The organism is Pseudoalteromonas sp. T1lg21 (assembly GCF_002964625.1).
Classification (GTDB): domain Bacteria; phylum Pseudomonadota; class Gammaproteobacteria; order Enterobacterales; family Alteromonadaceae; genus Pseudoalteromonas; species Pseudoalteromonas gelatinilytica.
This window is the reverse complement of record NZ_PQBX01000056.1, coordinates 451,788-475,398: the sequence shown is the minus strand read 5'-3', so window position 1 is coordinate 475,398 and position 23,611 is coordinate 451,788. Positions and strand designations below refer to the sequence as shown.

General features: G+C 42.3%; 20 protein-coding genes and 1 pseudogene. 15 read left to right on the top strand and 6 right to left on the bottom strand.

Translation table 11 applies throughout. The features are described from left to right. Positions 1–112 precede the first annotated feature (112 nt). From prfC to C2M25_RS12410, 4 genes are all read left to right on the top strand, one after another. Positions 113–1,696, top strand: coding sequence for a peptide chain release factor 3 (gene prfC / locus C2M25_RS12425; protein WP_063703365.1), 1,584 nt, complete (start codon positions 113–115; stop codon positions 1,694–1,696). 61 nt (positions 1,697–1,757) lie between these two features. Continuing rightward, a complete protein-coding gene (argS, locus tag C2M25_RS12420; RefSeq protein WP_063703367.1) occupies positions 1,758–3,500 on the top strand; it encodes an arginine--tRNA ligase in 1,743 nt (580 codons plus the stop codon). A gap of 682 nt (positions 3,501–4,182) precedes the next feature. Next, positions 4,183–4,821 (top strand): pyridoxamine 5'-phosphate oxidase, encoded by a 639-nt coding sequence (gene pdxH, locus C2M25_RS12415; RefSeq protein WP_055020972.1) that lies wholly within the window; start codon positions 4,183–4,185, stop codon positions 4,819–4,821. Next, positions 4,822–5,595, top strand: coding sequence for a TatD family hydrolase (locus C2M25_RS12410; RefSeq protein WP_105181236.1), 774 nt, complete (start codon positions 4,822–4,824; stop codon positions 5,593–5,595). On the opposite strand, the gene C2M25_RS12405 is transcribed toward C2M25_RS12410, so the two are convergent. Continuing rightward, positions 5,562–6,182: an AhpA/YtjB family protein gene (locus C2M25_RS12405; RefSeq protein ID WP_105181235.1), complete on the bottom strand. Its 621-nt coding sequence runs from the start codon at positions 6,180–6,182 to the stop codon at positions 5,562–5,564. The two genes, C2M25_RS12410 and C2M25_RS12405, sit on opposite strands and share 34 nt — an antisense overlap. Positions 6,183–6,307: 125 nt before the next feature. Here C2M25_RS12405 and serB point away from each other — a divergent pair, with 125 nt between their 5' ends. Further along, a complete protein-coding gene (gene serB / locus C2M25_RS12400; RefSeq protein ID WP_105174810.1) occupies positions 6,308–7,327 on the top strand; it encodes a phosphoserine phosphatase SerB in 1,020 nt (339 codons plus the stop codon). On the opposite strand, the gene C2M25_RS12395 is transcribed toward serB, so the two are convergent. Then, positions 7,310–9,790: a PilZ domain-containing protein gene (locus tag C2M25_RS12395; protein ID WP_063703374.1), complete on the bottom strand. Its 2,481-nt coding sequence runs from the start codon at positions 9,788–9,790 to the stop codon at positions 7,310–7,312. The genes serB and C2M25_RS12395 overlap by 18 nt on opposite strands. Positions 9,791–10,144: 354 nt before the next feature. Between C2M25_RS12395 and radA the strand changes: the two genes are divergently transcribed. Together radA and C2M25_RS12385 are read left to right on the top strand one after the other, a co-directional pair. Then, a complete protein-coding gene (gene radA / locus C2M25_RS12390) occupies positions 10,145–11,530 on the top strand; it encodes a DNA repair protein RadA (protein ID WP_063703376.1) in 1,386 nt (461 codons plus the stop codon). A gap of 50 nt (positions 11,531–11,580) precedes the next feature. Next, entirely contained in the window at positions 11,581–12,513 is a 933-nt protein-coding gene (locus C2M25_RS12385) for a hypothetical protein (RefSeq protein ID WP_063703378.1), read from the top strand. Between the two features lie 26 nt (positions 12,514–12,539). Here the strand turns inward: C2M25_RS12385 and C2M25_RS12380 are convergent, their stop codons facing one another. Next, positions 12,540–12,878: a BON domain-containing protein gene (locus tag C2M25_RS12380; RefSeq protein WP_063703380.1), complete on the bottom strand. Its 339-nt coding sequence runs from the start codon at positions 12,876–12,878 to the stop codon at positions 12,540–12,542. Between the two features lie 216 nt (positions 12,879–13,094). Further along, entirely contained in the window at positions 13,095–14,327 is a 1,233-nt protein-coding gene (gene srmB, locus C2M25_RS12375) for an ATP-dependent RNA helicase SrmB (RefSeq protein WP_105181234.1), read from the bottom strand. Positions 14,328–14,403: 76 nt separating this feature from the next. On the opposite strand from srmB, the gene C2M25_RS12370 reads away from it, so the two are divergent. Further along, positions 14,404–15,102, top strand: coding sequence for a tRNA1(Val) (adenine(37)-N6)-methyltransferase (locus C2M25_RS12370; RefSeq protein WP_105174809.1), 699 nt, complete (start codon positions 14,404–14,406; stop codon positions 15,100–15,102). Here the strand turns inward: C2M25_RS12370 and C2M25_RS12365 are convergent, their stop codons facing one another. Continuing rightward, on the bottom strand, positions 15,103–15,540 hold the full coding sequence (locus C2M25_RS12365) for a hypothetical protein (protein WP_063703387.1): 438 nt from the start codon (positions 15,538–15,540) through the stop codon (positions 15,103–15,105). Positions 15,541–15,644: 104 nt separating this feature from the next. On the opposite strand from C2M25_RS12365, the gene C2M25_RS12360 reads away from it, so the two are divergent. Next, entirely contained in the window at positions 15,645–16,073 is a 429-nt protein-coding gene (locus C2M25_RS12360; RefSeq protein ID WP_063703389.1) for a DUF2147 domain-containing protein, read from the top strand. Positions 16,074–16,116: 43 nt separating this feature from the next. On the opposite strand, the gene fldB is transcribed toward C2M25_RS12360, so the two are convergent. After that, entirely contained in the window at positions 16,117–16,638 is a 522-nt protein-coding gene (fldB, locus tag C2M25_RS12355; protein ID WP_063703534.1) for a flavodoxin FldB, read from the bottom strand. Positions 16,639–16,783: 145 nt separating this feature from the next. On the opposite strand from fldB, the pseudogene xerD reads away from it, so the two are divergent. The 6 genes and pseudogenes from xerD to C2M25_RS12325 form a co-directional block, all read left to right on the top strand. Further along, a pseudogene (gene xerD, locus C2M25_RS12350) lies at positions 16,784–17,653 on the top strand (site-specific tyrosine recombinase XerD); the annotation flags it as partial. Between the two features lie 59 nt (positions 17,654–17,712). Next, positions 17,713–18,447, top strand: a complete 735-nt coding sequence (gene dsbC / locus C2M25_RS12345; RefSeq protein ID WP_063703393.1) for a bifunctional protein-disulfide isomerase/oxidoreductase DsbC — start codon at positions 17,713–17,715, stop codon at positions 18,445–18,447. A gap of 76 nt (positions 18,448–18,523) precedes the next feature. Then, positions 18,524–20,245 carry a single-stranded-DNA-specific exonuclease RecJ gene (gene recJ / locus C2M25_RS12340; protein ID WP_063703395.1) on the top strand — a complete coding sequence of 574 codons (1,722 nt, stop codon included), beginning with the start codon at positions 18,524–18,526 and terminating at the stop codon, positions 20,243–20,245. A 143-nt stretch (positions 20,246–20,388) separates the two neighbouring features. After that, positions 20,389–21,487 (top strand): peptide chain release factor 2 gene (gene prfB / locus C2M25_RS12335; RefSeq protein ID WP_105181232.1). Its coding sequence is split into 2 segments (ribosomal slippage): positions 20,389–20,463 and positions 20,465–21,487, totalling 1,098 coding nucleotides; the frame shifts between segments, so codons are not numbered across the junction. A gap of 26 nt (positions 21,488–21,513) precedes the next feature. Next, entirely contained in the window at positions 21,514–23,049 is a 1,536-nt protein-coding gene (gene lysS, locus C2M25_RS12330; RefSeq protein WP_063703397.1) for a lysine--tRNA ligase, read from the top strand. Positions 23,050–23,301: 252 nt separating this feature from the next. After that, positions 23,302–23,499, top strand: a complete 198-nt coding sequence (locus C2M25_RS12325; protein ID WP_063703399.1) for a hypothetical protein — start codon at positions 23,302–23,304, stop codon at positions 23,497–23,499. Positions 23,500–23,611 lie beyond the last annotated feature (112 nt).

Below are 23,611 nucleotides of genomic sequence, written 5' to 3'. Positions count from 1 at the left end.
AGACAAACAAGGTATAATGCTTGGCAATTCTATTTTATTTTTACAGTGCGCACCGAGCTTTATAATTTATAAGGCAGTTAAGTGCGCTTTGTTATGACTAAAAGCAGCTTACATGTCTAATTTAACTACCGAAATTAATAAACGACGCACCTTTGCGATCATCTCGCACCCGGATGCGGGTAAAACCACCATTACAGAAAAAGTTCTGTTATTCGGACAAGCGATTCAAAAAGCGGGTACCGTAAAGGGTCGTGGCTCAAACCAGCACGCAAAATCAGACTGGATGGAAATGGAAAAAGAACGTGGTATCTCGGTAACTACGTCTGTTATGCAATTTCCTTACAATGAACGTCTGGTTAACTTACTTGATACTCCAGGACACGAAGACTTCTCTGAAGATACTTACCGTACATTAACGGCGGTTGACTCGTGTCTAATGGTTATCGACGCGGCGAAAGGTGTTGAGGATCGTACCCGTAAATTAATGGAAGTAACACGCTTACGTACTACGCCTATCGTAACTTTCATGAATAAGTGTGACCGTGATATTCGTGATCCAATGGAGTTATTAGACGAAGTTGAGACTGAGCTTAACATCGCCTGTGCGCCAATCACTTGGCCGATTGGGTGTGGTAAAGAGTTTAAAGGTGTGTATCACATTCACCGTGAAGAAACGATTTTGTATAGCACAGGTCAAGGCCACACAATCCAAGAAGTGCGTGTTATTAAAGGCTTAGATAATCCTGAGCTTGATACTGCAATTGGTAGCGAACTTGCTGAGCAGTTGCGTGAAGAACTTGAGCTAGTTGTCGGTGCATCACACGAATTTGACTTAGATCTGTTTTTAGCGGGCGAGCTATCACCGGTGTATTTTGGTACGGCATTAGGTAACTTTGGTGTTGACCATGTACTTGATGGTTTAACTGAGTGGGCACCTGCGCCATTACCTCGCGAAACAGAAGACCGCCAAGTAGCAGCAACAGAAGAGAACTTCTCTGGCTTCGTATTTAAAATCCAAGCGAACATGGACCCTAAACACCGTGACCGTATTGCCTTTATGCGTATTGTATCTGGCAAATATAGCCAAGGTATGAAAATGAGCCATGTGCGTATTGGTAAGCAAGTCAGTATTTCTGATGCCGTAACCTTTATGGCTGGTGATCGTGAGCGAGCGCAAGATGCGTACGCGGGTGACATCATTGGTTTACACAACCACGGTACAATTCAAATTGGTGATACCTTCACACAAGGCGAAAAAATGAAGTTTGGTGGTATTCCTAACTTCGCACCAGAATTATTCCGCCGTATTCGCTTAAAAGATCCTTTAAAACAAAAGCAATTGTTAAAAGGCTTAGTTCAGCTATCTGAAGAAGGTGCTGTGCAAGTATTTAGACCGCTTATTAATAATGATCTTATCGTTGGTGCGGTCGGTGTACTACAGTTTGATGTGGTTGTTGCGCGTTTAAAAGCAGAATACAACGTAGATGCGATTTACGAAGGTGTCAGTGTAAATACAGCACGCTGGGTACACTGTGATGATGCGAAAAAATTCGAAGAGTTTAAGCGTAAGTGCGAAAGCAACTTAGCGCTTGATGGTGGCGATAACCTTACTTATATCGCGCCAAGCCGTGTAAATCTAAACTTATCGATGGAGCGCTATCCAGACATCAAGTTTAACCACACACGCGAAAACTAATACGCTAAGTCTGCTTCAAATTTAAGTGCCCGCACAGCGGGCCATAAAGGTAAAAATTACAATGAATATTCGTACTCTTTTAATCGAAAAAGCAATTGCTGCAATGGTTGCAGCAGGATTACCAGAAGATACAAATCCAGCGGTAACGCAAAGCACACGTCCGCAGTTTGGTGATTACCAAATTAATGGTGCAATGGGCGCGGCTAAAAAATTAAAATCAAACCCGCGTGAACTAGCACAAAAAATTATCGATAACCTAGACCTTGCTGATATCGCAGAAAAAACTGAAATCGCAGGCCCAGGTTTTATCAACATTCACTTAAAGCCTGAGTTTTTATCAGCAAGCTTAAAAGCGGCAAACGAAGACGAAAAGCTGGCTGTTGCACCACATGCAACGGCGCAAAAAGTGGTTGTTGATTACTCATCACCTAACCTTGCTAAAGAAATGCACGTAGGTCACTTACGTTCAACCATCATTGGTGATGCGGTTGTTCGTGCCCTTGAGTTCCGTGGTGATGAAGTTGTTCGTCAAAACCACATGGGTGACTGGGGTACTCAGTTTGGTATGTTAATCGCGCACTTAGAAGATCAAATCAATCAAGGTGTTGATTTAGACAAAGTGGCGCTTGCTGACCTTGAAACCTTCTACCGCGATGCGAAAAAACGCTTTGATGATGAAGAAGGGTTTGCTGATAAAGCGCGTGATTACGTTGTTAAATTACAAGGTGGCGATGCACACTGTGAAAAACTGTGGAAGTTATTCATCGCGACTTCTGTAAAGCACTCTGAAGAAGTTTACAAGCGTCTAAACGTAACACTTACAGCAGATGACATCATGGCTGAAAGTGCATACAACAGTGAACTTGCAAACATCATCGCACTATTAAAAGACAAAAACATTGCTGTTGAATCTGATGGTGCACAAGTGGTGTTTTTAGATGAGCTTGCTAACAAAGACGGCGAGCCTTCAGTGTTTATCGTACAGAAATCAGGTGGTGGTTTCTTATACGCGACGACTGACTTAGCGGCCTGTGATTACCGTTCAAATAAACTAGGTGCTGATCGTATCCTAATCTTTGTAGATGCACGTCAAAGCTTACACTTCAATCAAGTTGAGCTAACAGCACGTAAAGCAGGTTTATTACGTGATGAAACAAGTTATGAATTCTGCCCATTCGGCACCATGATGGGTGAAGACGGTAAGCCATTCAAAACTCGTACTGGCGGTACGGTTAAACTTGCTGATTTACTTGAAGAGTCAATCACTCGTGCAGCAGCTAAACTTGCTGAGCGTGAGTCAGATTTAAGCGACGAAGAGCGTAGCGAAATTGCCCGTAAAGTAGGTATTGGCGCAGTGAAATATGCGGATCTTTCTAAGCACCGTACTAGCGACTATATCTTCAACTGGGACACAATGCTGAGCTTTGAAGGTGCGACAGCGCCTTACTTACAATATGCATACACACGTGTTCGAAGTATTTTCCGTAAATCAGGTATCGATGCTGCCTCATTAACAGCTGACGTTGCAATCAACGAGCCACAAGAAAAAGCGCTGGCGCTTAAACTTCTTCAGCTAGAAGAAGTACTGGATCTAATGATCAGCGAAGCAACACCGCACGTATTATGTGGATACCTATACGAGCTAGCAAGCCTATATATGACGTTCTACGAAGCATGCCCAGTTCTAAAAGAAGGCGTAGAGCCAAGTGTTCGTGACAGCCGTTTAGTACTGTGTAATTTGGTTGCGAAGACACTGAAATCAGGATTGGATCTGCTAGGTATCGAAGTAATGGAGCAAATGTAATCTGCTTCGTGTAGTTCGCTTTAGCTGCGTTAATGAGTTTATTTAGCCTAAGTCACATACAAAACACGTATGCTCCTTGGCATAAATAAACTCATTGCCTTGCTAGCACTCCTACACTTGCAGAACGTTTAAGAACTCATAGCTTCGTAGGTTGGGTAGAGCGCAGCGAAACCGAGTATAAATCGCAGGCCCTAGACTCTAGGCGCTAGGGGAGTAGCTTGTAGAACCTAGAACCTAGAACCTAGAACCTAGAACCTAGAACCTAGCACCGTAGGTTGGGCAGAGCGTAGCGAAACCCAACATAAATCGAAGGCCCTAGACTCTAGGCGCGAGGGGAGTAGCTTGTAGAACCTAGAACCTAGAACCTAGAGCCTAGAGCCTAGAGCCTAGAACCTAGAACCTAGAACCTAGAGCCTAGAGCCTAGAGCCTAGAGCCTAGAGCTTTGAACTTAGAACTTAGAACCTAGAGCCTAGAACCTAGAGCCTAGAGCCTAGAACCTAGCTTCGTAGGTTGGGTAGAGCGTAGCGAAACCCAACAAATTGACAGCTCAACAACCTTGATTAATCTTTAGCTGATAGCTGATAGCTGATAGCTGATAGCTGATAGCTGATAGCTGATAGCTGATAGCTGATAGCTGATAGCTGATAGCTGATAGCTGATAGTAGCGATAGAGGGAATTTTATGAAACTTGAAGATATTCGCCGTGAATATTTACAGGATGGTTTATCTGAAGACATGCTTGATGCATCTCCAATCAAGCAGTTTGAAAAATGGCTTGAACAAGCTGTTGCCACTAATTTGCCTGATCCTACGGCGATGGTCGTTGCAACGGTTGATGAACATGGTCAGCCTTCGCAGCGTATCGTGCTGTTAAAGCATCTTGATGAAAATGGTTTTGTGTTTTTTACCAATACTGGCTCGCGCAAGGCGCAGGAGCTCAAAGGTAATAACAAAATCTCTCTGCACTTTCCATGGCACCATATGGAGCGACAAGTCATTGTTTATGGTGAAGCTAAACCTTTACCAACAACGGCTGTGGCTAAGTACTTTTTATCGCGTCCTAAAGAAAGCCAGTTAGCAGCATGGGCATCTCAGCAGAGTCGTCCTGTGTCATCACGTAAGGTATTAATGGAAACATTTGCGAAAATGAAGCAAAAGTTTTCTGAGGGTGAAATTCCATTGCCTGATTTTTGGGGAGGCTACTGTGTTGAGCCTACTAAAATCGAATTTTGGCAAGGCGGAGCACACCGCTTACACGACCGCTTTATGTATCAACGCCAAGCCGACGGCAGTTGGCAGTTTGGTCGTTTAAATCCGTAAATGCGTTTTATCGATTCCCACTGTCATCTTGATTTTAGCGAATTTGATGAGACTCGCACAGAGCTCATCACTGCATGCAAGCAAGTAGGGATCGAGCATTTTATTGTGCCGGGTGTGAGCTTGGCACAATCTACAAAACTATTCTCTTTTGCTAAATCAGAGCCAAGTATTTCAATTGCTTTAGGCTTACATCCTTATTTTTTATCAGATCACCAAACTCATCATCTCGCTGAACTGGAGCAGTTAGCAAAAAACCATTCAGGGCAGTTTATTGCCATCGGCGAGTGCGGACTTGATCGCAGTATCGACAACCTCGATAAGCAAACACAGCTTTTTGAAGGACAAATAGAGCTTGCCAATCAACTCGCTCTACCACTGATTGTGCATCACAGACAAAGCCATGATTTAATTGCTCGCTCATTTAAACGCTGCAAGCCAAAGTTTGGTGGTGTGATTCATGCTTTCTCAGGCTCAGAACAACAAGCTCAGAGTTATATTAAACAAGGGTTTAAGCTTGGTGTCGGCGGTGTAATAAGTTACCCGCGCGCTGCTAAAACTCGTAAAGTCATAAGCGCAATTGAGCCACAGCATTTAGTGCTTGAAACCGACTCGCCATCAATGCCGTTAGTTGGCTTTCAAGGCCAAGTTAATACGCCGCTAAAGGTGCGTGATCTATTCACTTGTTTATGTGAGCTTAAAGGCGCGACAGGGGATGCAAAGCAGCAATTGGCTGCTGAACTTTATGATTCTTGCTCAGCGCTTTTTTTGATGTAACGGTTGATTTGCCAGTGTTTTAACCCACGGCCTAGCTGCCAAGTAAAAATACAGGTGATCACTAACATTAATAATACTTGGCGGCCCAAATCATGAAAACTACTGTGGCTAGTTGCAATAGAAGCCTGCGTTAAATAGGTAATTGACACAAAACCAATTGGTCTTTCATCATCACTTATCACTGGTTCTACAAATGGGGTTTTGAGTCTGCTAATACCCGGCGTTGAATCGGGTAATAAACCAAAGGTGTGGTGACTTTGCCAATTATCGCTGGCAGCAATTTGGATACCTTGTTGATCGTAAATCGTTGCCGCTAACACATACTCATCTTCAGCAATATGATTACATAACGCATTTAACTCGGGTTTGTTTTTTTCTTGCAGTGGGGTTTTTGCATTTAGTGCCATAAACTTGGTTAAGCTTATCGCTGTGCTGTCAGCGCTATCATAAAGTAATTGGTGGCTTTGAAAGCTACTATTCATGGCAACCCAACTTAACAGCACAAAACAGGCCGCAGCCAAGCTTAAACGCACAACACGTTGGCGATAAGTGGCTGAAAAGGGAATTTTAAGTTGGTTATTTTTCATAGTCACCGTATACGTTACTGACAGCTTTTAAATTTGATGGTACAACATGATAACTTTAACAGCCCCTTGAGTGCGAGTAGCAAATGCACGACCAAGGACAGACATAAGTCTAATGTGGAGCCACTATGTCACAGCTTAGCTTAGCTGCTACACCTTCAGCAAATTTAGCAGAACAAATCAGCCTAAATTGCTGGTATAAAATTGAAAACAAACACCTTATTACAACAGACTTTACGCCAAAAGCAAATCAAGGCGTGTTTAGTGTTGCTTTTGGTAATGAGCTTAATGCTGAGCAATTGCTTGCGATTAGCGAATTTTTAGCAGCGCAAGGGGCTAGCAATTTATCGCTTTGTTGCTATCAGCCAATTGCCGATTTGCCAGCAGCGTGGAGCTTTCATAGCGATACAACAAGCGTACTAAGTCCGCTGGTATTAGTTGAGTTTGCTAAGCAATTGGGGATTCAACTGGTGCAATTAACGAATCCACCCACGGTGAATGAACCAGGTTTATTACTAATGGATATGGACTCAACAGCCATTACTATTGAGTGTATCGACGAAATTGCGCGCCTTGCCGATGTGTATGACGAAGTTGCCGCTGTAACCGCGCAAGCTATGGCCGGGCAGCTCGACTTTGCACAAAGCTTAAAGCAGCGTGTCGCGAAGCTTGAGGGCATCGATGTAGATTTAATTGACGGCTTAAAAGCGCGTTTACCGCTTATGCCGGGCGTGAGTGAATTATGCCAATACCTAAAAGCGCATAACTGGCATTTAGCAATCGCATCGGGTGGCTTTGTGCCTTTTGCAGAGCAAGTGCAGTCACTGCTTGATTTAGATGAAGTGCATGCGAATACTCTCGAATTTAAAGATAACCGTTTAACAGGCAAGGTGATAGGCACAATTGTTGATGCAGAAGAAAAAGCCCGTGTACTTAAACGAATCGAACAAAAGCTGACTTTAAATAACCGCCAAACTGTTGCCATGGGTGATGGTGCTAATGATTTAAAAATGATGGCTGCGGCAGGGCTTGGTGTTGCTGTGCACGGTAAACCGAAAGTGGTTGAGCAAGCACAAACTGCAATTAATGAAGGTTCATTACTGCAAGTTGCTTACTTACTCACTCTCCCGTTAGATTACTCGCTTTAACCAAGTTGCTTTGCGTTTACTCATTTCCGTGATCAGCCTTTGGTCAATATCAAAATGGGTAAGCGCTTCTTCGGTTATATCAATCAAATCACCCACACCGGCTACTGCCCATAGCGCTTCTTCTAGGTCTTTTGCTTTGTGTAATGCGTACTGACTAATATATTTCAGCTCATTCGCTAAGTAATCAATATCTGGGCGGCCAGTCCGTGACACATACAAGCGAAACACAAAGACTAAATCGTTTTTCAGCGCTTTTTTCACAAACAAAGTTTGTGGTTTGTAGTCATCTTCACTAATACAACGACTGGTAATTGCATCGCTGATCACAGCTTGGCGCGGATCAAAGCGAACAAACAGGGTAAATGGTAAGGGGGGATCTTGGCGACTGCGGTCTTTGATTAATGGGGTGATCACCTCAGAGATTTGATCCGTTGATAAGAATCCATCAATGCTGGTTGTCTCATTTAATAACGCAAAGTTTTGCAGCAATACATGAAGAGGGCTAGGGTATAAGCCTTGGCCAATAGCGCCAGCTTTAAAGTGAGCTGCTTCTTTGTGTAAATAAAACGGAAATTGGCATACGCTTTTGGTCACCATATTTCTAAGTGCGGTCGATAATCCCGGAATTTTTGGGGTTTCTTCACAAACACGTAATTTGTCTTTGTTGTTATCGATTAATACAGTAAAAAACTTAATTGCCATATGGGGTAAGTCACCAATACGATGCACTTTTAAGTTCACTGTTGTCAGTGATTTACTCACTGCCATCACTTCATAAGCCAAATTTGTTAAATCATGCTTTTTGGTAATTTTTTGCAAATCAGGCAAGTTTAACTTAATGATATCGCCTTTTTTGAACTCAACCGGATGGTCACACTCTATTTGTAAGCCCATCACAGATAAGTCACGGGTGTGGCCCGTGATAAGCTCTTCACCTTGAGTAATAGAGACTGCGGTTTTGTACAAGTAGCGTTTATGTGCCCGAAGGTTCACATATTCAAGCGCCACTGGCTCTAAATGAGGAGGCGTTTTATGTTTGCTGTGACCAAATTGCTTAAGCTGATTTACTGCATCTTTATTGTAATCAAGTTGCTGGTACGTTTGTTGCTCAAACTTAGTGCCGATCGAGGTCAATATCAGTAGGTATTTAACATCTTTGATCAGCCCTTGCACCCGTGGTGTAGGGGGCTTATTAAGTTTTTCGATATTTTTACCAGCACTACTAGGTAGAGATAACGGAATGTATGAATCTTCCGGGTGGCTTGGCATCAACTGAAGCTTAAAGCATTGCCAGCTGTCTTTTTGGCTACCAAATCCGAGGAATAAATCTCTCAGTTGTGGCTGACTCTCAAGCTCAGTTCGAGTGGCTGAATAATAATAAATCTTGCCCGCTACGGTGTGAGTGAAGGTATACAGGTATTCTTCTTTTACGGCATCGGGTGAGCTGAGTAGATGACCTAAGCGCTGCTGATTTATAATGCTATATAAGCATGACAACTTACGTTCATCACAAAAATAGCGCTGAATAAAAATATTATTCTCAGTAGTGAGCGCAAGGCTAGGGTAAAGCTTATCGCCTTGTAAGCTTAAAAAAGTGTAAAACGAGGTAACACGTGGAATGTAGTATTGCTCGTAGCCTTTCGATACAACTGCATCCAGGGTATTGTCTAAGTTCACTTTATAGCGACGTTTGTTGCCATGAATAAAGCTTTCTAAGAACTCATCAAACTTTTCATTATTTTCAATAAAAGTGCGTTTTAAGCGTACATGATTGTACTCACGAGAGACTTTTTCTACCGCAACTACTTCATATTGAATACCGTTTTTTAAGCCCAGCTCAAAGTCTTGTTCTAGGCCGACTAAGCGCAGACCAATTAATTGGCCTTTTTTAACTTGATAGCGAGGCGCTAATTTTATTTTCGCACCACTTAGGGAAATATCCGAGGTAGATGCCGCAACTTTACTGTCTTTATCAAGCTCAACGGTGATTTTAATTGAATAGTTCATCCGCTCTTCGCGGCGACTTTCATAGGATGCAAACTTAATAACCTTGGCAGATTGTTCTGGGGCTGTACTATCGTCCGTTAACGCTTGTTCTGCGGCTTTTTTTTGCATCACTCGGTGATTATTTTCGGTGTTCATTACCGCTTCGTAAACGGCAAGTGTGTAACCACCGTGGCGTTTTATAGCATCTTCAAACACTTCAATGGCGGTATCGTCCATAAAGTGTTGCTTGCCATCATATTCGTAGGGTTTGACTTGTCCGGTTACTTGACCACGTAAATCAATAAAGCGTGCCACTGGCTGAGATAAGCGCGACATTTCCATTTTGATCAGAAACTGCTCTGGCTTAGTTAAGCTAGCTGTCTTTGATTTAAACAGTTTGTCGAACTGGGGAGTGCCTAAATGTGCCTTTAGTTCTTCAACTAGGCTTTCATATTTAAGCAGTATGTCTTCAGCCATTTATAAAACCATCACCGTCTATCTAAAAAAGTAGGTATACTAACGGGCTATTTAAAGCCAAAGCAGTGTAACTACTTTTTTATTTTATTCGTTATTGTTATATGTATTCGCCAATTAAATGGCAAGCACTGTAAAGTTTTATTTGTAAGCAAAAACTGTGCCCTTAACTATTTCTTAATTAAGCACTTAGCTAAATTAAGCGTTTTTCAGGGGGTCAAGTTACAACATATTATCTTTTGTGATTATAAAAATGACTCTCACTTAATCGTCTGAGTCATAAGTTTTACTTTAGCTATTATATGCTTGAAAATACAGAAATAGTCACAAATCAGCTACAAAAATAGGTAAGGCCGAATGGCAAAATCAGCAAAAATCGAATTTGTCTGCACTGAGTGCGGCATGAACTATCAGCGTTGGCAAGGACAGTGTAAATGCGGAGCATGGAATACGCTGGCAGAATTTAAGCCTTCAGCAGGGCAATCAAAGCAAGCGGCAAGCCGTGCGGTAGTGGCAGGTTATGCCGGTATCGCAGGCGGTGGCTCAAAGAAAATAAATGAAGTGGCAACCACTGAGGCCGAAAAACGCCTTACCGAAATCGGCGAGCTAGACAGAGTATTGAGCGGTGGTGTAACGACAGGTTCAGTTAACATTATCTCTGGCGACCCTGGCGCTGGTAAAACTACCTTGCTCTCAGATTTAGTTGCACGTATGTCAAAACTGATGCCGTCTTTATACTGTACAGCTGAAGAGTCTCTATCGCAGTTCAAAAACCGTGTGAATCGCCTACGTTTAGATTACAACGAAGACGAGCTTTACTTACTGTCTGAAACCAGCGTTGAAGCCATCATTGAAGAACTTGATAAAAACAAAATCAAGTTCGCGGTGATTGACTCAATTCAGGCTGTGGTAACAGAAACGGCAAATGGTAGCCCAGGCTCGCCATCGCAGGTTAAAAGTGCAGCGCAAGCTTTAACACAATATTGTAAGCAAAATGATGTAACTATGTTCATCATTGCCCATGTAAACAAAAATAACGAAATTGCAGGGCCGCAAACACTCGTGCATATCGTTGATGCTTTATTGCATATCGATACCAACGATGGGCAAATCAGAACTTTACGTGCTAATAAAAACCGTTTTGGCGATATCGACACCGTGGGTATTTTCAGAATGTGTGAGCGCGGAATGCTGAGCGTTGATAACCCAAGTGAAATCTTTTTGTCAGGCTCGAGTACTGAATCTCCGGGCTCTGCAATCACCTGTATCCGTAAAGGTAACCGTAATTTACTACTCGAAATCCAATGTTTAACCACAGAAACCGAAGCTGAATTCCCGCAGCGAGTATGTGTTGGTTTAAACATGAACCGCATCAAGATGCTGACGGGCATTTTGCGTAAGCACACAAAAACAAAAATCTTTCACGACACTTTTTTCAACATTGTCGGTGGCTTAAAAATCGATGAGTCAGAAACCTGTATCGATTTAGCATTAGTAACAGCGTTATTAAGCAGCTTGAACGAGTTTGTTGTACCCCGCACCACCTGTATTATGGGCGAGCTAAGTTTAAATGGTGATGTAAGACCAATCGACAGTGGCGTACCTCGAGTCAAAGAAGCTGCTCAGCATGGTTTTACCGAGATTTTTATCCCGCATCGCAATTACCATAAATCAATGGAAGGCCTTGGGGCGAAGATCACGCCGGTGAAAACGGTGCATGAACTATTGTCGTTAATAAACTAAATACAATTTGATACACTGATAAAAAAATTACACCAATTAAAGGAAATAAAATGAAGAAGTTAATTATTGCAGCGGTTGTTGCTGCGGCTGTCGGTGGCGTGGCTTACGCAAATTACGCAGCTACACAGGAAGTGAAAAAGGTGGTTGATAAGCAAATTAGTGCGTTATCAATTCAAAGCGGTGTAGATATTAAATACAGTGATATCTCAGCAAGTATTTTTGATAGCAGCATGCAGTTATCTGATATCACTGTTTCAAATAGTTTAAGTAATGAGCCTGTTGCAACTATCGACAGCATTGATGTGTCAGGTTATGAAGTTGATGCGATACCACCGCACACAGGCTTTGTGATGACTAACTTTCGTTTTAGCGATGAGTTCTTAGCACAGCTACCAGAAAACTCAAATAACAAGCTAGCATCAACAAGCTATAACGTAAATTCATCACTTGATTACAATAAAGACTCAGGCGACAGTGACTTTGCACTTAAAGTGACTGCGAATGAGGTGGCTGATGTGAATTTCAATCTTGGTTTAGCTAAAACCACAGCGTTAATGGAAGCATCACTTGCTGCGAGTCAAATGCAAAATGAAGCAGCGGATGGCCAGCTAACCTTAGAGCAGCAGTTACAACAGCAATCAAAGATGATGGCAGCACTCACTCAGTTAGAGCCGCGCCGTATTAATCTGTCGATAGCTGATGAAGGTGAGCTTAAAGCCGTGGTCGATAGCTTCTTAACTTCGCAAGGTATGACGCATGAGCAATTTAAGCAAGTAGTAGCTATGCAATTACAGCAAGTTCCTGTGAGTGAAGAACTTGCGGCAGCGATCACTAATTTTGTGAATGGCTTATCGTCTTTCTCTGTGTCGGCAAAATTACCTGAAGGTAAAGGCATGATGGAGATTAATCAGCAAATTCAAATGCTGATGGGTCAACCAGAAGAGCTTGCGAAATTTATCAACCTGCAAGCAAGCGGCGCATAATCTCAAGCCCCTCTGTAAATCTAGCCTTAAAGTGATGGGTGATTGAGCTTACTCACTTTAAGGTTGTTTTTTATCTGCATCACACCTTGGCTATGCTCTAAAAATTTTTGTGCTAAAGCTCGTTGAAAGCCTGTTTCTGCAATGCCTTTTAGTTCAACAGTATCACCATCAACAATCACTTGTAGGTTTTCAATTCGAAAATTAGGATTGCTTGTTAATTTCTGCAGTGCCATTTGCTGTAAGCGCGGTTGAGCCGATGTACTAGTCGTTAGTACGCTAGTATTGGCGCTTACGTTCGTTGCGCATGCAAGTAAAAAAATACAGCTTAATGATGTAAGTACTACGGTTAATTTGAAGCGGCTCATACAATTCCCTCGTTAATGTAGTCTGCTGTGAACTATTGCTGAACCAGTTACAATTATTATTCCAAAGTTTAACCTTTTGATTTTAATGAGTTTGATTTGTATTAATGGGATGGGTGGGTAATAAAGTGTGAACTAATTACACACTCATTATGTAAAAACGGGTAGGGTACAAAAATGCCGAGACAAGCTCGGCATTTTTCAGTAAGGGTAATAAAGCTACTTTTTCTTCTTCACTTTAGCTTTGGCTTTTTTCTTAGCCTTCATTTTTACTGGATCTTTTTTCTTTTTAGAGGGGATTTTCGCTTCTTTGTGCTGTGGCTCAAAGCCTTTAATCACTCGGCGTTTAAGCTTTTGCTCTATGTAGCGCTCAACCTTGCCTAAAATTGCCACGTCGTGTGCTTCAACAAATGAAATCGCAATACCTTTTTTACCAGCGCGGCCAGTACGGCCAATACGGTGTACGTAAACGTCTGCGGTACGAGGCATATCAAAGTTGATAACATGGCTGATATCAGCAACATCAATACCACGTGCAGCCACATCCGTTGCAACTAAGATATTATTGCGACCTGAGTGAAAATTTTCCATCGCTTTCATGCGTTTATCTTGTGGCATTTCACCGCGTAACCAAGCAACACGAAGGCCTTCGTTGTTTAACTCACCAATTAATGTTTCTAAGCGCTCACGAGTTTTAACAAACACAATCGCTTTATGAATGTCGTCACCATTTAACGTTTCAACCAACATTTTAAGTTTGTGGTCGTAGTCATCCGCAAGGTGAACCCATTGGTGGATTTTGCCTTTCTCTTTACGTGAAGATTCGGCTTCAAGGAGTGCCGGATCGTTTAAGATACGCTCCGCAAATAACTCTACGCTGTCACCTTCAAGGGTGGCTGAGAATAAGAAACATTGGCGACGGTTACGTGCTTCATCACAAATACGAAGCATTTCTTTACGAAAACCCATGTCTAACATGCGGTCAGCTTCATCAAGAATAAGCACCTCAACATTTTCAGCATGGAAGTTCTCTGTTTCAAGGTACTCCATTAAACGCCCTGGTGTGGCAATGAGAATGTCGTTATTGCTTTCGAATATTTCTCTGTGTGTCCCGTAGTTTATACCACCTGTCACAACCCCAATTTTAAGATGAGTTTGTGCTGCAAGTAATTCGCATTGCTCATGAATTTGATAAGCAAGTTCACGGGTTGGCGTCATGATCAATACGCGCGCAAAGCCAGGATCGCGACGTGGGAAATCAAGCAAGTATTGAATTGCAGGGATCAAAAACGCGGCTGTTTTACCCGTACCAGTAGGGGCAGATGCCAAAATATCACGACCTTGAAGAGCTTCAGGGATCGCTTGTTGTTGAATACTGGTTGGCGTATCAAAACCCATTTTATTAATGGCATTTAACAGCTTGTTATCGATATCAAATTCAGAAAATTGCATAGAGTGACATAAATAGAGGACAATTGAGCCTAATTATACGCGTTAACGCGGCTGTGGTGAATGAAAAGGTGAAAAAATGTCAGGCTTTGTGTTTAAACAATTTACGGTAACGCAAACACGCACGGCGATGAAAGTGTCGACCGATGGTATTTTGTTAGGTGCATGGGCTGATATAAATAAAGCTAAGCGCATTTTAGATATAGGCACAGGCACTGGATTACTGGCGCTTATGGCAAAACAAAGAGTGTCTGATGCAAGTGTGAGTGCCATTGAAATAGACACGGGTGCCTGCAGTGATGCCCGAGATAACTTTGCCGCTAGCCCTTGGCCAGAAATAAACCTTTTCGAAGGAGCAGTACAGTCGTTTAGCGCAGCAGAGCCTTTTGATGCGATCATCACCAATCCACCGTATTTTAATGGGAGCCTAAAAGGTGAAAATGATGCTCGAAATACTGCCCGTCATACTGACGGCCTTAGCTTCAGCGAATTGATAGAAGCGTGTACTAGGATTAGCCACGGCAAAACGCTTTTGAATGTGATTTTGCCTTGCGTAGAGGCAAAACAATTCATTGCGGTAGCTGAGCAGGCAGGCTGGTACTTAAATCGCCATTGCTTGGTACGTACAACCGAGAAAAAACAACCAAGTCGCAGCTTGTTGCTACTCAGCCAAAACAACGGCGAATGTGATACATCATCGTTAACCATACATGCAGCTGATGGCAGCTATAGCCAAGATTATAAAGAGCTATGTAAAGCTTTTTACCTAAACATGTAATTATATCTGTGATTTTTGTATGGAAGGTGGTTGTAATTGCATGACTTCATCAAGCTGAATTTGCTGAACATATTCAAGCTCTAATAGGGCGTCTAACACGGCTTTACTGTGCGACTTTTCTATTTCGGCGCTGCAAAAATCAATAATGCTAAAGCGGCGTTTGATTAGCAGACCTTTGATGTCAGGTAAAGGCTCTGTGGTTTCAATTAGTACGCGGGTTGTTGGGCAAGGGTCGGCATAGCCTGAGCGTAATAACTTTTTTAAATTAAACAAGTTATCATCAAGCCGACCTAGTTCAATGGCGGCTTTAGCGCTATCAGGAATAAATAATGGCTCAGCAAAGCGATTTATTTTTATTTCGCCAATGGCGTTTATTGTGGCAACCTGATTACTGTCGTAACTGACAATATCACCGGTAATTAATGTGAATTGACTCATTGTGTTCCCTCGCAATGTGTTGTCTTTGTATGATCATAACAAAATGGTGTGATTAACCAAGCCCTGTTATAGTGCCAATGTCTTAAATTTTATACGAGTTTTTTATGTTACGTTTATCAATTGCTTTATCTGCCTTATTATTTTCTCAATTGAGCTTTGCCGCAATGACGCCTGTGGGTCTTTGGAAAACCATTGACGAAGAAACCAATGAAGCGAAATCTTTAGTACGTATTAGTGAGCAAAATGGTGTATTGGTTGGCAGTGTCGAAAAAATCCTTAACCCAGCTAAACAAGATGCAATCTGCGAAAAGTGTAAAGGTGATAAGAAAAATCAGCCTATTTTAGGGTTACAAATTATTGAAGGTGCTAAAGATGCTGGTGATGGTAGCTGGCAAGAGGGTGAAATTTTGGACCCAAACAATGGTAAAACCTATACCCTTAAACTAACTCCACAAGAACAAGGCAAGGTGTTAGAAGTGCGCGGTTATATTGCGTTTTTCTATCGTAATCAATATTGGCAACGCGTTGAATAACCATTAAAAAAGCCAAGCAATGCTTGGCTTTTTTATTCATGATTTACAAACTTTCGCTGTACTCAGTCATGACCTGTTCAACCCAGCTTGCAATACGCTCATCGCTGAGCTCGTATTGGCTGTCTTCATCAAGGGCTAGACCTACAAATTGTTTGCCATCTTCGCTGAGTGCCTTTGAAGCCTCAAATTCATAACTTGCATCGTTAGGCCATTTACCAAGCAAGGTAATGCTTTGATCACAAATTTCATCATGTAACATGCCAAGTGCATCTTGGAACCACTGACCATAACCTTGTTGATCGCCCATACCAAACAGAGCCACGGTTTTGCCGTTTAGGTTAACATCTTTAATGTCGTCCCAAATTGATTCCCAATCTTCTTGCAACTCACCAAAATCCCAAGTTGAAATGCCGAAGATAACGAAATCAAATTGCTCTGCATTTTTTAATGGTTCATCTTTGATATTGTGAAGGCTCACGATGTCGTGACCAATAATATCGCGAATTTTCTCGGCTGCTATTTCTGTGTAGCAGGTTGTAGAACCATAAAATAAACCAATCTGCATCGTATTTATCACTGTGTATTTGCCTGATATGATAGGCGTAAGTTTACCGTAAGGTATAATCAATTGATACCTTGATAAGGATGAGAGTACGCGTGGCTGATAATAATTCACAAGCCCAAAAAGGTGTAATGACACAAATAACGCCGAACATTTAGAGTTATTTTTAGATACGCTGTATCTTGAGCAAGGAGTTAGCGAAAATACATTAGCCGCTTATCGCAGTGACCTTGAAAAGTTTTGCCAATTTTTAAAAGATAAAGACCTACTGGCTGTCCGCTCAGATGATATTGAAGCGTATTTAGCATACCGTGTTGATTTAGGACTGAAGTCGCGCAGCACAGCGCGTAGCATCAGCGCGCTGAAGCGTTTTTATCAGTATTTTGTGCGCGAAAAAGCCATTACCGATTCGCCGATGGTCAATATTGCTCAGCCAAAAGCTGGGCAGTCATTACCAAAAACACTGTCAGAAGCAGAAGTAGAAGCACTGCTTGCAGCCCCAGATATAGAAGATGCAATGGGGCTTCGTGATAAAGCCATGCTGGAGCTGTTATATGCCACAGGGCTTCGTGTTACAGAGCTGGTGGGACTTAGAATGGAGCAAATTAATTTGCGTCAAGCGGTGGTTTTTGTAAAAGGTAAGGGTAATAAAGAGCGCTTAGTTCCCCTAGGTGAAGAAGCTATGTACTGGCTTGAGCAGTTTTTAAAAGTGGGCCGTTCGCAAATGATTAAACATGCCACTGACTTTGTGTTCCCATCTAAGCGCGGGATTGGCATGACACGACAAACTTTTTGGCATCGCATCAAACACTATGCTATTTTGGCATCAGTTGAATCGCCGTTATCACCGCATACGCTCAGACACGCGTTTGCAACGCATTTGCTTAATCATGGGGCGGACCTTAGAGTCGTGCAAATGATGTTAGGTCACAGTGACTTATCAACAACACAAATTTATACCCATGTAGCGAATGAAAGATTGAAGTCGGTACACGAGCAACATCATCCACGTGCTTAGTGCAAGATTTTTAAAGATGTACCGGTCTATATAAAAAATGATCAGGATATAGGATATTTATGAAAAAGTTAGTTTTAGCCACAGCACTACTAGGCACAAGCTTAAATGTGTTTGCCAATGGCGTATCAACAACAGACGCTGCTGATGCCCCGATTATTGCTAAGTTTGCTGAATTAGGCGTAACCGTTAAGCAAATCAATCCAAGCCCAGTGGCAGGCCTTAAAGAACTAATTACTGACAAAGGCGTGCTGTATGCAAGCCCTGACGGTCAATTTCTAATGCAAGGAACACTGATTGACCTTAATAACCGAGTCAATCTAACAGAACATGCACTGAGCGATGTACGTAAAGAAGGCATTGCTGAGTACGAAGATTCGATGATCGTTTATAAAGCGAAAAACGAAAAGCATTCAATCACGGTATTTACCGATATCAGCTGTGGTTACTGCCGTAAGTTACACCGTGAACTTGATGATTTCTTAGAAGCGGGTATCACCGTTAAATACCTTGCTTTCCCACGTGGTGGTTTACGTGGTAAAGGTTACCAAGATTTAATGAATGTATGGTGTGCTAAAGACCCTGCTGAAGCATTAACAGAAGCAAAAGCAGGTGCAGAAGTCGCTGCAGTGCCTGGTTGTAACGCACCAATTGCAGAGCACTACCAGCTAGGTCAAAGCTTTGGAATGTCGGGTACTCCAGCAATTATTTTAGAAGATGGCACCATGATCCCAGGTTATCAATCAGCTGCGCAAATTAGCCAAGCGCTTGATGCCTTACCAAAAACATCTTCATAACTGATTTTTTAACGAAAAGGCCTATTTGTCGTAGGCCTTTTTTATTTGTCTTAAGCTAAGAAGTACCGTTTCCGACATGGAAAAAATAATTCAAGCTCGTCCTCGTGTTGATGATTCGCATCTACCACACCATTTACACCCTGTAATTAAGCAAATATATGCGACTCGTCAGGTGCAAAATGCCACTGAACTCGATAACAGTGCTGCGACATTACATGACTTTAAGTTGTTTAAAGATATCGACAAAGCTGTGGTGCTATTGCAACAAGCCCTCGCAGCTCAAAGTCGCGTGTTAATCGTCGGAGACTTTGATGCCGACGGCGCAACCAGCACTGCAACCTTAATGCAAGGTCTTGCTATGTTTGGCTTAAAGAACCTTGATTACTTGGTACCAGACAGATTCAGCCTAGGTTATGGCTTAAGTCCTGCGCTTGCTGAGCAAATAGTGACTATGCAACCCGAGCTGGTGATCACTGTTGATAACGGTATTTCATGTATTGATGGCATTGCCATTGTAAAGCAAGCGGGTATTAAGGTACTGGTTACAGATCACCATTTGCAAGGTGAAGCCCTACCAGATGCCGACGCTATCGTGAATCCGAATCGCCATGATTGTCAGTTTCCATCGAAGTCGATAGCTGGCGTTGGGGTTGCTTTTTATCTGCTCATTGCTTTACGTAGCCACTTACGTGAACAAGGATATTTTCAGCATCAGCCAATGCCAAATTTGGCTGAGTTACTTGATATTGTAGCCCTTGGTACCGTGGCCGATGTGGTCGCGCTTGATGCCAATAACCGTACCTTAGTTCATCAAGGTTTAGCACGTATTCGTAGTGGTAAAACACGACCTGGTATTAGTGCTCTCATTGAAGTGGCAAATCGCAATGCAGCCCGTTTAAGTGCCAGTGACTTTGGCTTTTCATTGGCGCCACGCTTAAATGCAGCAGGGCGTTTAGATGATATGAGTTTAGGTATAGCCTGCTTGTTATCTAATGATATAAACCAAGCACGCCGAATTGCTGGTGAGCTCGACAGCCTCAATCATGAGCGCCGTGAAATAGAGCAGGGCATGCAAACGGAGGCACAAGCTGTGCTTGACCGTTTAGCATTTAAAACTGAGTCAGTACCTGATGCCATTTGTTTATATCAAGCTGATTGGCATCAAGGTGTCATTGGTATTTTGGCTGGCCGCTTAAAAGAAAAGTATCACCGTCCTACGATTATTTTTGCCGCTGGCGATAATGGCGAAATCAAAGGCTCTTGCCGCTCTATTGAAGGGCTGCATATGCGAGACTTACTCGAGCGAGTAAATACACTCTATCCGCATTTGATCAGTAAATTTGGTGGTCATGCTATGGCGGCCGGACTGAGTATCAATGAGCAGTGTTTTACTGAATTTAAAACCGTGTTTGAGCAAATGGTGACAGACACACTCACTGAAGAGCATAAGCAAAGTATTTTACTTACCGATGGTGAATTACCTAATGAGTGCTTTTCGATGGAATTTGCCAACTTACTAAAAAATGCCGGCCCCTGGGGACAGCAATTTCCAGAACCAGTGTTCGAACATGTATTTGAAGTAATACAGCAGCGCATTGTTGGTGAAAAACACTTAAAACTGGTTTTAAAACATCAATCTGGACGGTTAGTTGATGGCATTGCCTTTGGTGTTGATGTGCGTGCATGGCCAGATACCGAAGTGCGTTATGTGAAAGCTGCTTATCAACTCGATATAAATGAATTCCGTGGTAAATTCTCGCTACAGTTGATTATTCGAGAGCTACAAAAAGCGACATAAAAATATCGTTATAATCGACATAAAAGGCTAATAAAACGCTCGGTTTTTTGTTAAAATCGGGCGTTTTTAATATTTGTAGATAATTTACCGTATTTATTGTCGATATCGGTGCGCGGTAAATCAGCCATTTTGGAGTAATGTACATGTTTGAAGTGAATCCTGTGATTAATCAAATCAAGGAAATTCGCGAACGTACTGAACTGCTTCGGGGGTACCTTTGACTACCCTCTTAAGAAAGAGCGGTTAGAAGAAGTTAACGCAGAACTTGAAGATTCAGCAGTGTGGAATGAGCCAGAGCGAGCTCAAGCACTTGGCCGTGAAAAGTCGGCACTCGAAGCTATCGTTGAGACCATTGATAATCTAGTGTCAGGTACCGAAGATGTTGAAGGGTTAGTCGAGCTTGCTGTTGAAGCTGAAGATGAAGAAACCTTCGCTGAAGCTGAAGCTGAATTAGGCGATTTAAACGCACAGCTTGAAAAGCTAGAGTTCCGTCGTATGTTCTCAGGCGACCATGACCAAAACGATGCTTACCTTGATTTACAATCAGGTTCTGGCGGCACTGAAGCCCAAGACTGGTGTAACATGCTACTGCGTATGTATTTACGTTGGGGTGAAGCAAAAGGCTTTAAAGTTGAACTTGTTGAAGCAACTGATGGTGATGTGGCTGGTATCAAGGGCGCAACTGTGCGCTTCGTGGGCGAATATGCATACGGTTGGTTACGTACAGAAACAGGTGTTCACCGTTTAGTGCGTAAGAGCCCGTTCGACTCAAGTGGTCGTCGTCATACCTCGTTTGCATCGGCATTCGTTTACCCAGAAATCGACGATAATATCGAAATTGATATTAATCCGGCAGACTTACGTATTGACGTTTACCGTGCATCAGGCGCAGGTGGTCAGCACGTAAATACAACAGAGTCAGCGGTTCGTATTACCCATATACCAACCAATACGGTTGTACAGTGCCAAAACGAGCGTTCACAGCACAAGAATAAAGACCAAGCAATGAAGCAGTTAAAAGCGAAGTTGTTTGAACTCGAAATTCAAAAGCAAAATGCTGAGAAACAAAGCCAAGAAGATGCTAAATCTGATATTGGCTGGGGTAGTCAAATTCGTTCATACGTACTTGATGACTCGCGCATTAAAGACTTACGTACCGGCGTTGAAAACCGTAATACACAAGCGGTTCTTGACGGCGACTTAGATAAATTTATTGAAGCCAGCCTTAAATCTGGCCTATAACCACCAAGCTAAAAAAGAGCTAAAAAATGACTGATCAAATCCAAGACGAAAATAAGTTAATCGCTGAGCGTCGTGGCAAATTAGACGCAATCCGCGAAAATTGCCCAGCCAACGGTCATCCAAACCAATTCCGTCGTGAACATTACACGGCTGATTTGCAAGCTGAGTTTGGTGATAAATCGAAAGATGAATTAGTTGCTGAGCAGCACGTTGTATCAGTAGCAGGTCGTATCCTTGCTAAACGTGGTCCTTTCCTTGCGTTACAAGACATGAAAGGCCAAATTCAAGCGTACGCGTCAAAAGACGTACAAAAAGAATTAAAAGCAAAATACGGTCAACTTGATATCGGTGACATCATCGGTGTTAAAGGCGCACTAAATAAATCTGGTAAAGGCGACCTATACGTTGAAATGACAGAGTATGAGTTACTGACTAAGTCATTACGCCCGTTACCTGAAAAATTCCACGGTTTATCTGACCAAGAAACTAAATACCGTCAACGTTATGTTGACTTAATTACTAATGAAGCGACACGTGAAACCTTCCGTATTCGCTCAAAAGTTGTTGAAGGTATCCGTCGTTTCTTAGCAGATCGTGACTTCATGGAAGTTGAAACACCTATGCTACAAGTGATCCCAGGTGGTGCGTCTGCTCGTCCATTCGTAACACACCACAATGCACTTGATATCGACATGTACTTACGTATTGCTCCTGAGCTTTACTTAAAACGTCTAGTTGTGGGTGGCTTTGAGCGTGTATTCGAAATCAACCGTAACTTCCGTAACGAAGGTTTATCAACGCGTCATAACCCAGAATTCACAATGATCGAATTCTACCAAGCATACGCTGACTACATTGACCTGATGAACATCACTGAAGACATGCTACGTACTGTTGCGACAGACGTACTTGGTTCACCAATTGTTGTAAACACAACTAAAAACGAAAATGGTGAAGTGGTAGATTCAGTAGAGTACGATTTTGGTCAACCTTTTGCTCGTTTAACAATGAGCGAAGCTATCCTTAAGTACAACCCAGACTTTGATGCTGCAGTATTTAATGACCCTGAAAACCATTTTGAAGAGCTTAAAGCGTACGCGAAGCAAGTACACGTTAAGATCCCAGAAAACTGCGTATGGGGCCCAGGCAAGTTCTTATGTGAAATCTTCGAAGAGACTGCTGAGCATAAGTTAATTCAACCGACTTTCATTACCGCTTACCCGTGGGAAGTATCTCCACTTGCACGTCGTAACGATGAAAACCCATTTGTAACTGACCGTTTCGAATTCTTCGTAGGTGGTCGTGAATTAGCGAATGGTTTCTCTGAGCTTAACGATGCACAAGATCAAGCTGAACGTTTTGCGCGTCAAGTTGAAGAGAAAGACGCCGGTGATGATGAAGCAATGCACTACGACGAAGATTACATTCGTGCGTTAGAGTACGGCTTACCGCCAACAGCGGGTGAGGGTATTGGTATCGACCGTCTAGTGATGTTATTTACTGACTCACCAACAATTAAAGACGTGATCCTGTTCCCACACATGCGTCCTCAAGCTGATTAATCAGCTAAAAGTCTTGAAAACGCCGCTTTTTAGCGGCGTTTTTGTTATCAGAAATTTCTGATTTTTATTGCGTGTAACTTAACTACTAAAATGTAATTACCTGATCTAAAAAGGAATGCTGAATTAGTCTTCCAACAAAGTTACTAAGTTGTAAAATTTTTCTACAAATCCCAAGGCCAATAGTATTATTTTTAGCCAAAATATGACATCATTGCGCAATTCTCGTTCAATGCATAAATGGACTTAATAATAATGACAAAAAAGCCTTCGCAGTTGCCAACAGATACAAATAAAAGCGAGCATCAGCGTGAAGTTTTTTACCGTGCCTGCATCGCCGAATTCCAACAATTGGGCTATCAAGATCAATATCTCGCAGAGTTAACTGATGAATTGATCCCATTGACGGGTCTTGAGCCATTGAGTGATAAAGAAAAAACGGCGAAAGGCTAGACAAAACTGAGTTGTTTTTGTTCGTAGTGGACAATCTATAACCATCTATACGATTTTCCTTGAAAAGTGTTTGACATATTTTCTGAAATCTTTATTATACGCCCCACAAGAC

Excerpts from the sequence above, each read along its gene's own strand:
- prfC (WP_063703365.1), top strand. The coding sequence starts at position 113 with ATGTCTAATTTAACTACCGAAATTAATAAACGACGCACCTTTGCGATC.
- argS (WP_063703367.1), top strand. The coding sequence starts at position 1,758 with ATGAATATTCGTACTCTTTTAATCGAAAAAGCAATTGCTGCAATGGTT.
- pdxH (WP_055020972.1), top strand. The coding sequence starts at position 4,183 with ATGAAACTTGAAGATATTCGCCGTGAATATTTACAGGATGGTTTATCT.
- C2M25_RS12410 (WP_105181236.1), top strand. The coding sequence starts at position 4,822 with ATGCGTTTTATCGATTCCCACTGTCATCTTGATTTTAGCGAATTTGAT.
- C2M25_RS12405 (WP_105181235.1), bottom strand. The coding sequence starts at position 6,182 with ATGAAAAATAACCAACTTAAAATTCCCTTTTCAGCCACTTATCGCCAA.
- serB (WP_105174810.1), top strand. The coding sequence starts at position 6,308 with ATGTCACAGCTTAGCTTAGCTGCTACACCTTCAGCAAATTTAGCAGAA.
- C2M25_RS12395 (WP_063703374.1), bottom strand. The coding sequence starts at position 9,790 with ATGGCTGAAGACATACTGCTTAAATATGAAAGCCTAGTTGAAGAACTA.
- radA (WP_063703376.1), top strand. The coding sequence starts at position 10,145 with ATGGCAAAATCAGCAAAAATCGAATTTGTCTGCACTGAGTGCGGCATG.
- C2M25_RS12385 (WP_063703378.1), top strand. The coding sequence starts at position 11,581 with ATGAAGAAGTTAATTATTGCAGCGGTTGTTGCTGCGGCTGTCGGTGGC.
- C2M25_RS12380 (WP_063703380.1), bottom strand. The coding sequence starts at position 12,878 with ATGAGCCGCTTCAAATTAACCGTAGTACTTACATCATTAAGCTGTATT.
- srmB (WP_105181234.1), bottom strand. The coding sequence starts at position 14,327 with ATGCAATTTTCTGAATTTGATATCGATAACAAGCTGTTAAATGCCATT.
- C2M25_RS12370 (WP_105174809.1), top strand. The coding sequence starts at position 14,404 with ATGTCAGGCTTTGTGTTTAAACAATTTACGGTAACGCAAACACGCACG.
- C2M25_RS12365 (WP_063703387.1), bottom strand. The coding sequence starts at position 15,540 with ATGAGTCAATTCACATTAATTACCGGTGATATTGTCAGTTACGACAGT.
- C2M25_RS12360 (WP_063703389.1), top strand. The coding sequence starts at position 15,645 with ATGTTACGTTTATCAATTGCTTTATCTGCCTTATTATTTTCTCAATTG.
- fldB (WP_063703534.1), bottom strand. The coding sequence starts at position 16,638 with ATGCAGATTGGTTTATTTTATGGTTCTACAACCTGCTACACAGAAATA.
- dsbC (WP_063703393.1), top strand. The coding sequence starts at position 17,713 with ATGAAAAAGTTAGTTTTAGCCACAGCACTACTAGGCACAAGCTTAAAT.
- recJ (WP_063703395.1), top strand. The coding sequence starts at position 18,524 with ATGGAAAAAATAATTCAAGCTCGTCCTCGTGTTGATGATTCGCATCTA.
- lysS (WP_063703397.1), top strand. The coding sequence starts at position 21,514 with ATGACTGATCAAATCCAAGACGAAAATAAGTTAATCGCTGAGCGTCGT.
- C2M25_RS12325 (WP_063703399.1), top strand. The coding sequence starts at position 23,302 with ATGACAAAAAAGCCTTCGCAGTTGCCAACAGATACAAATAAAAGCGAG.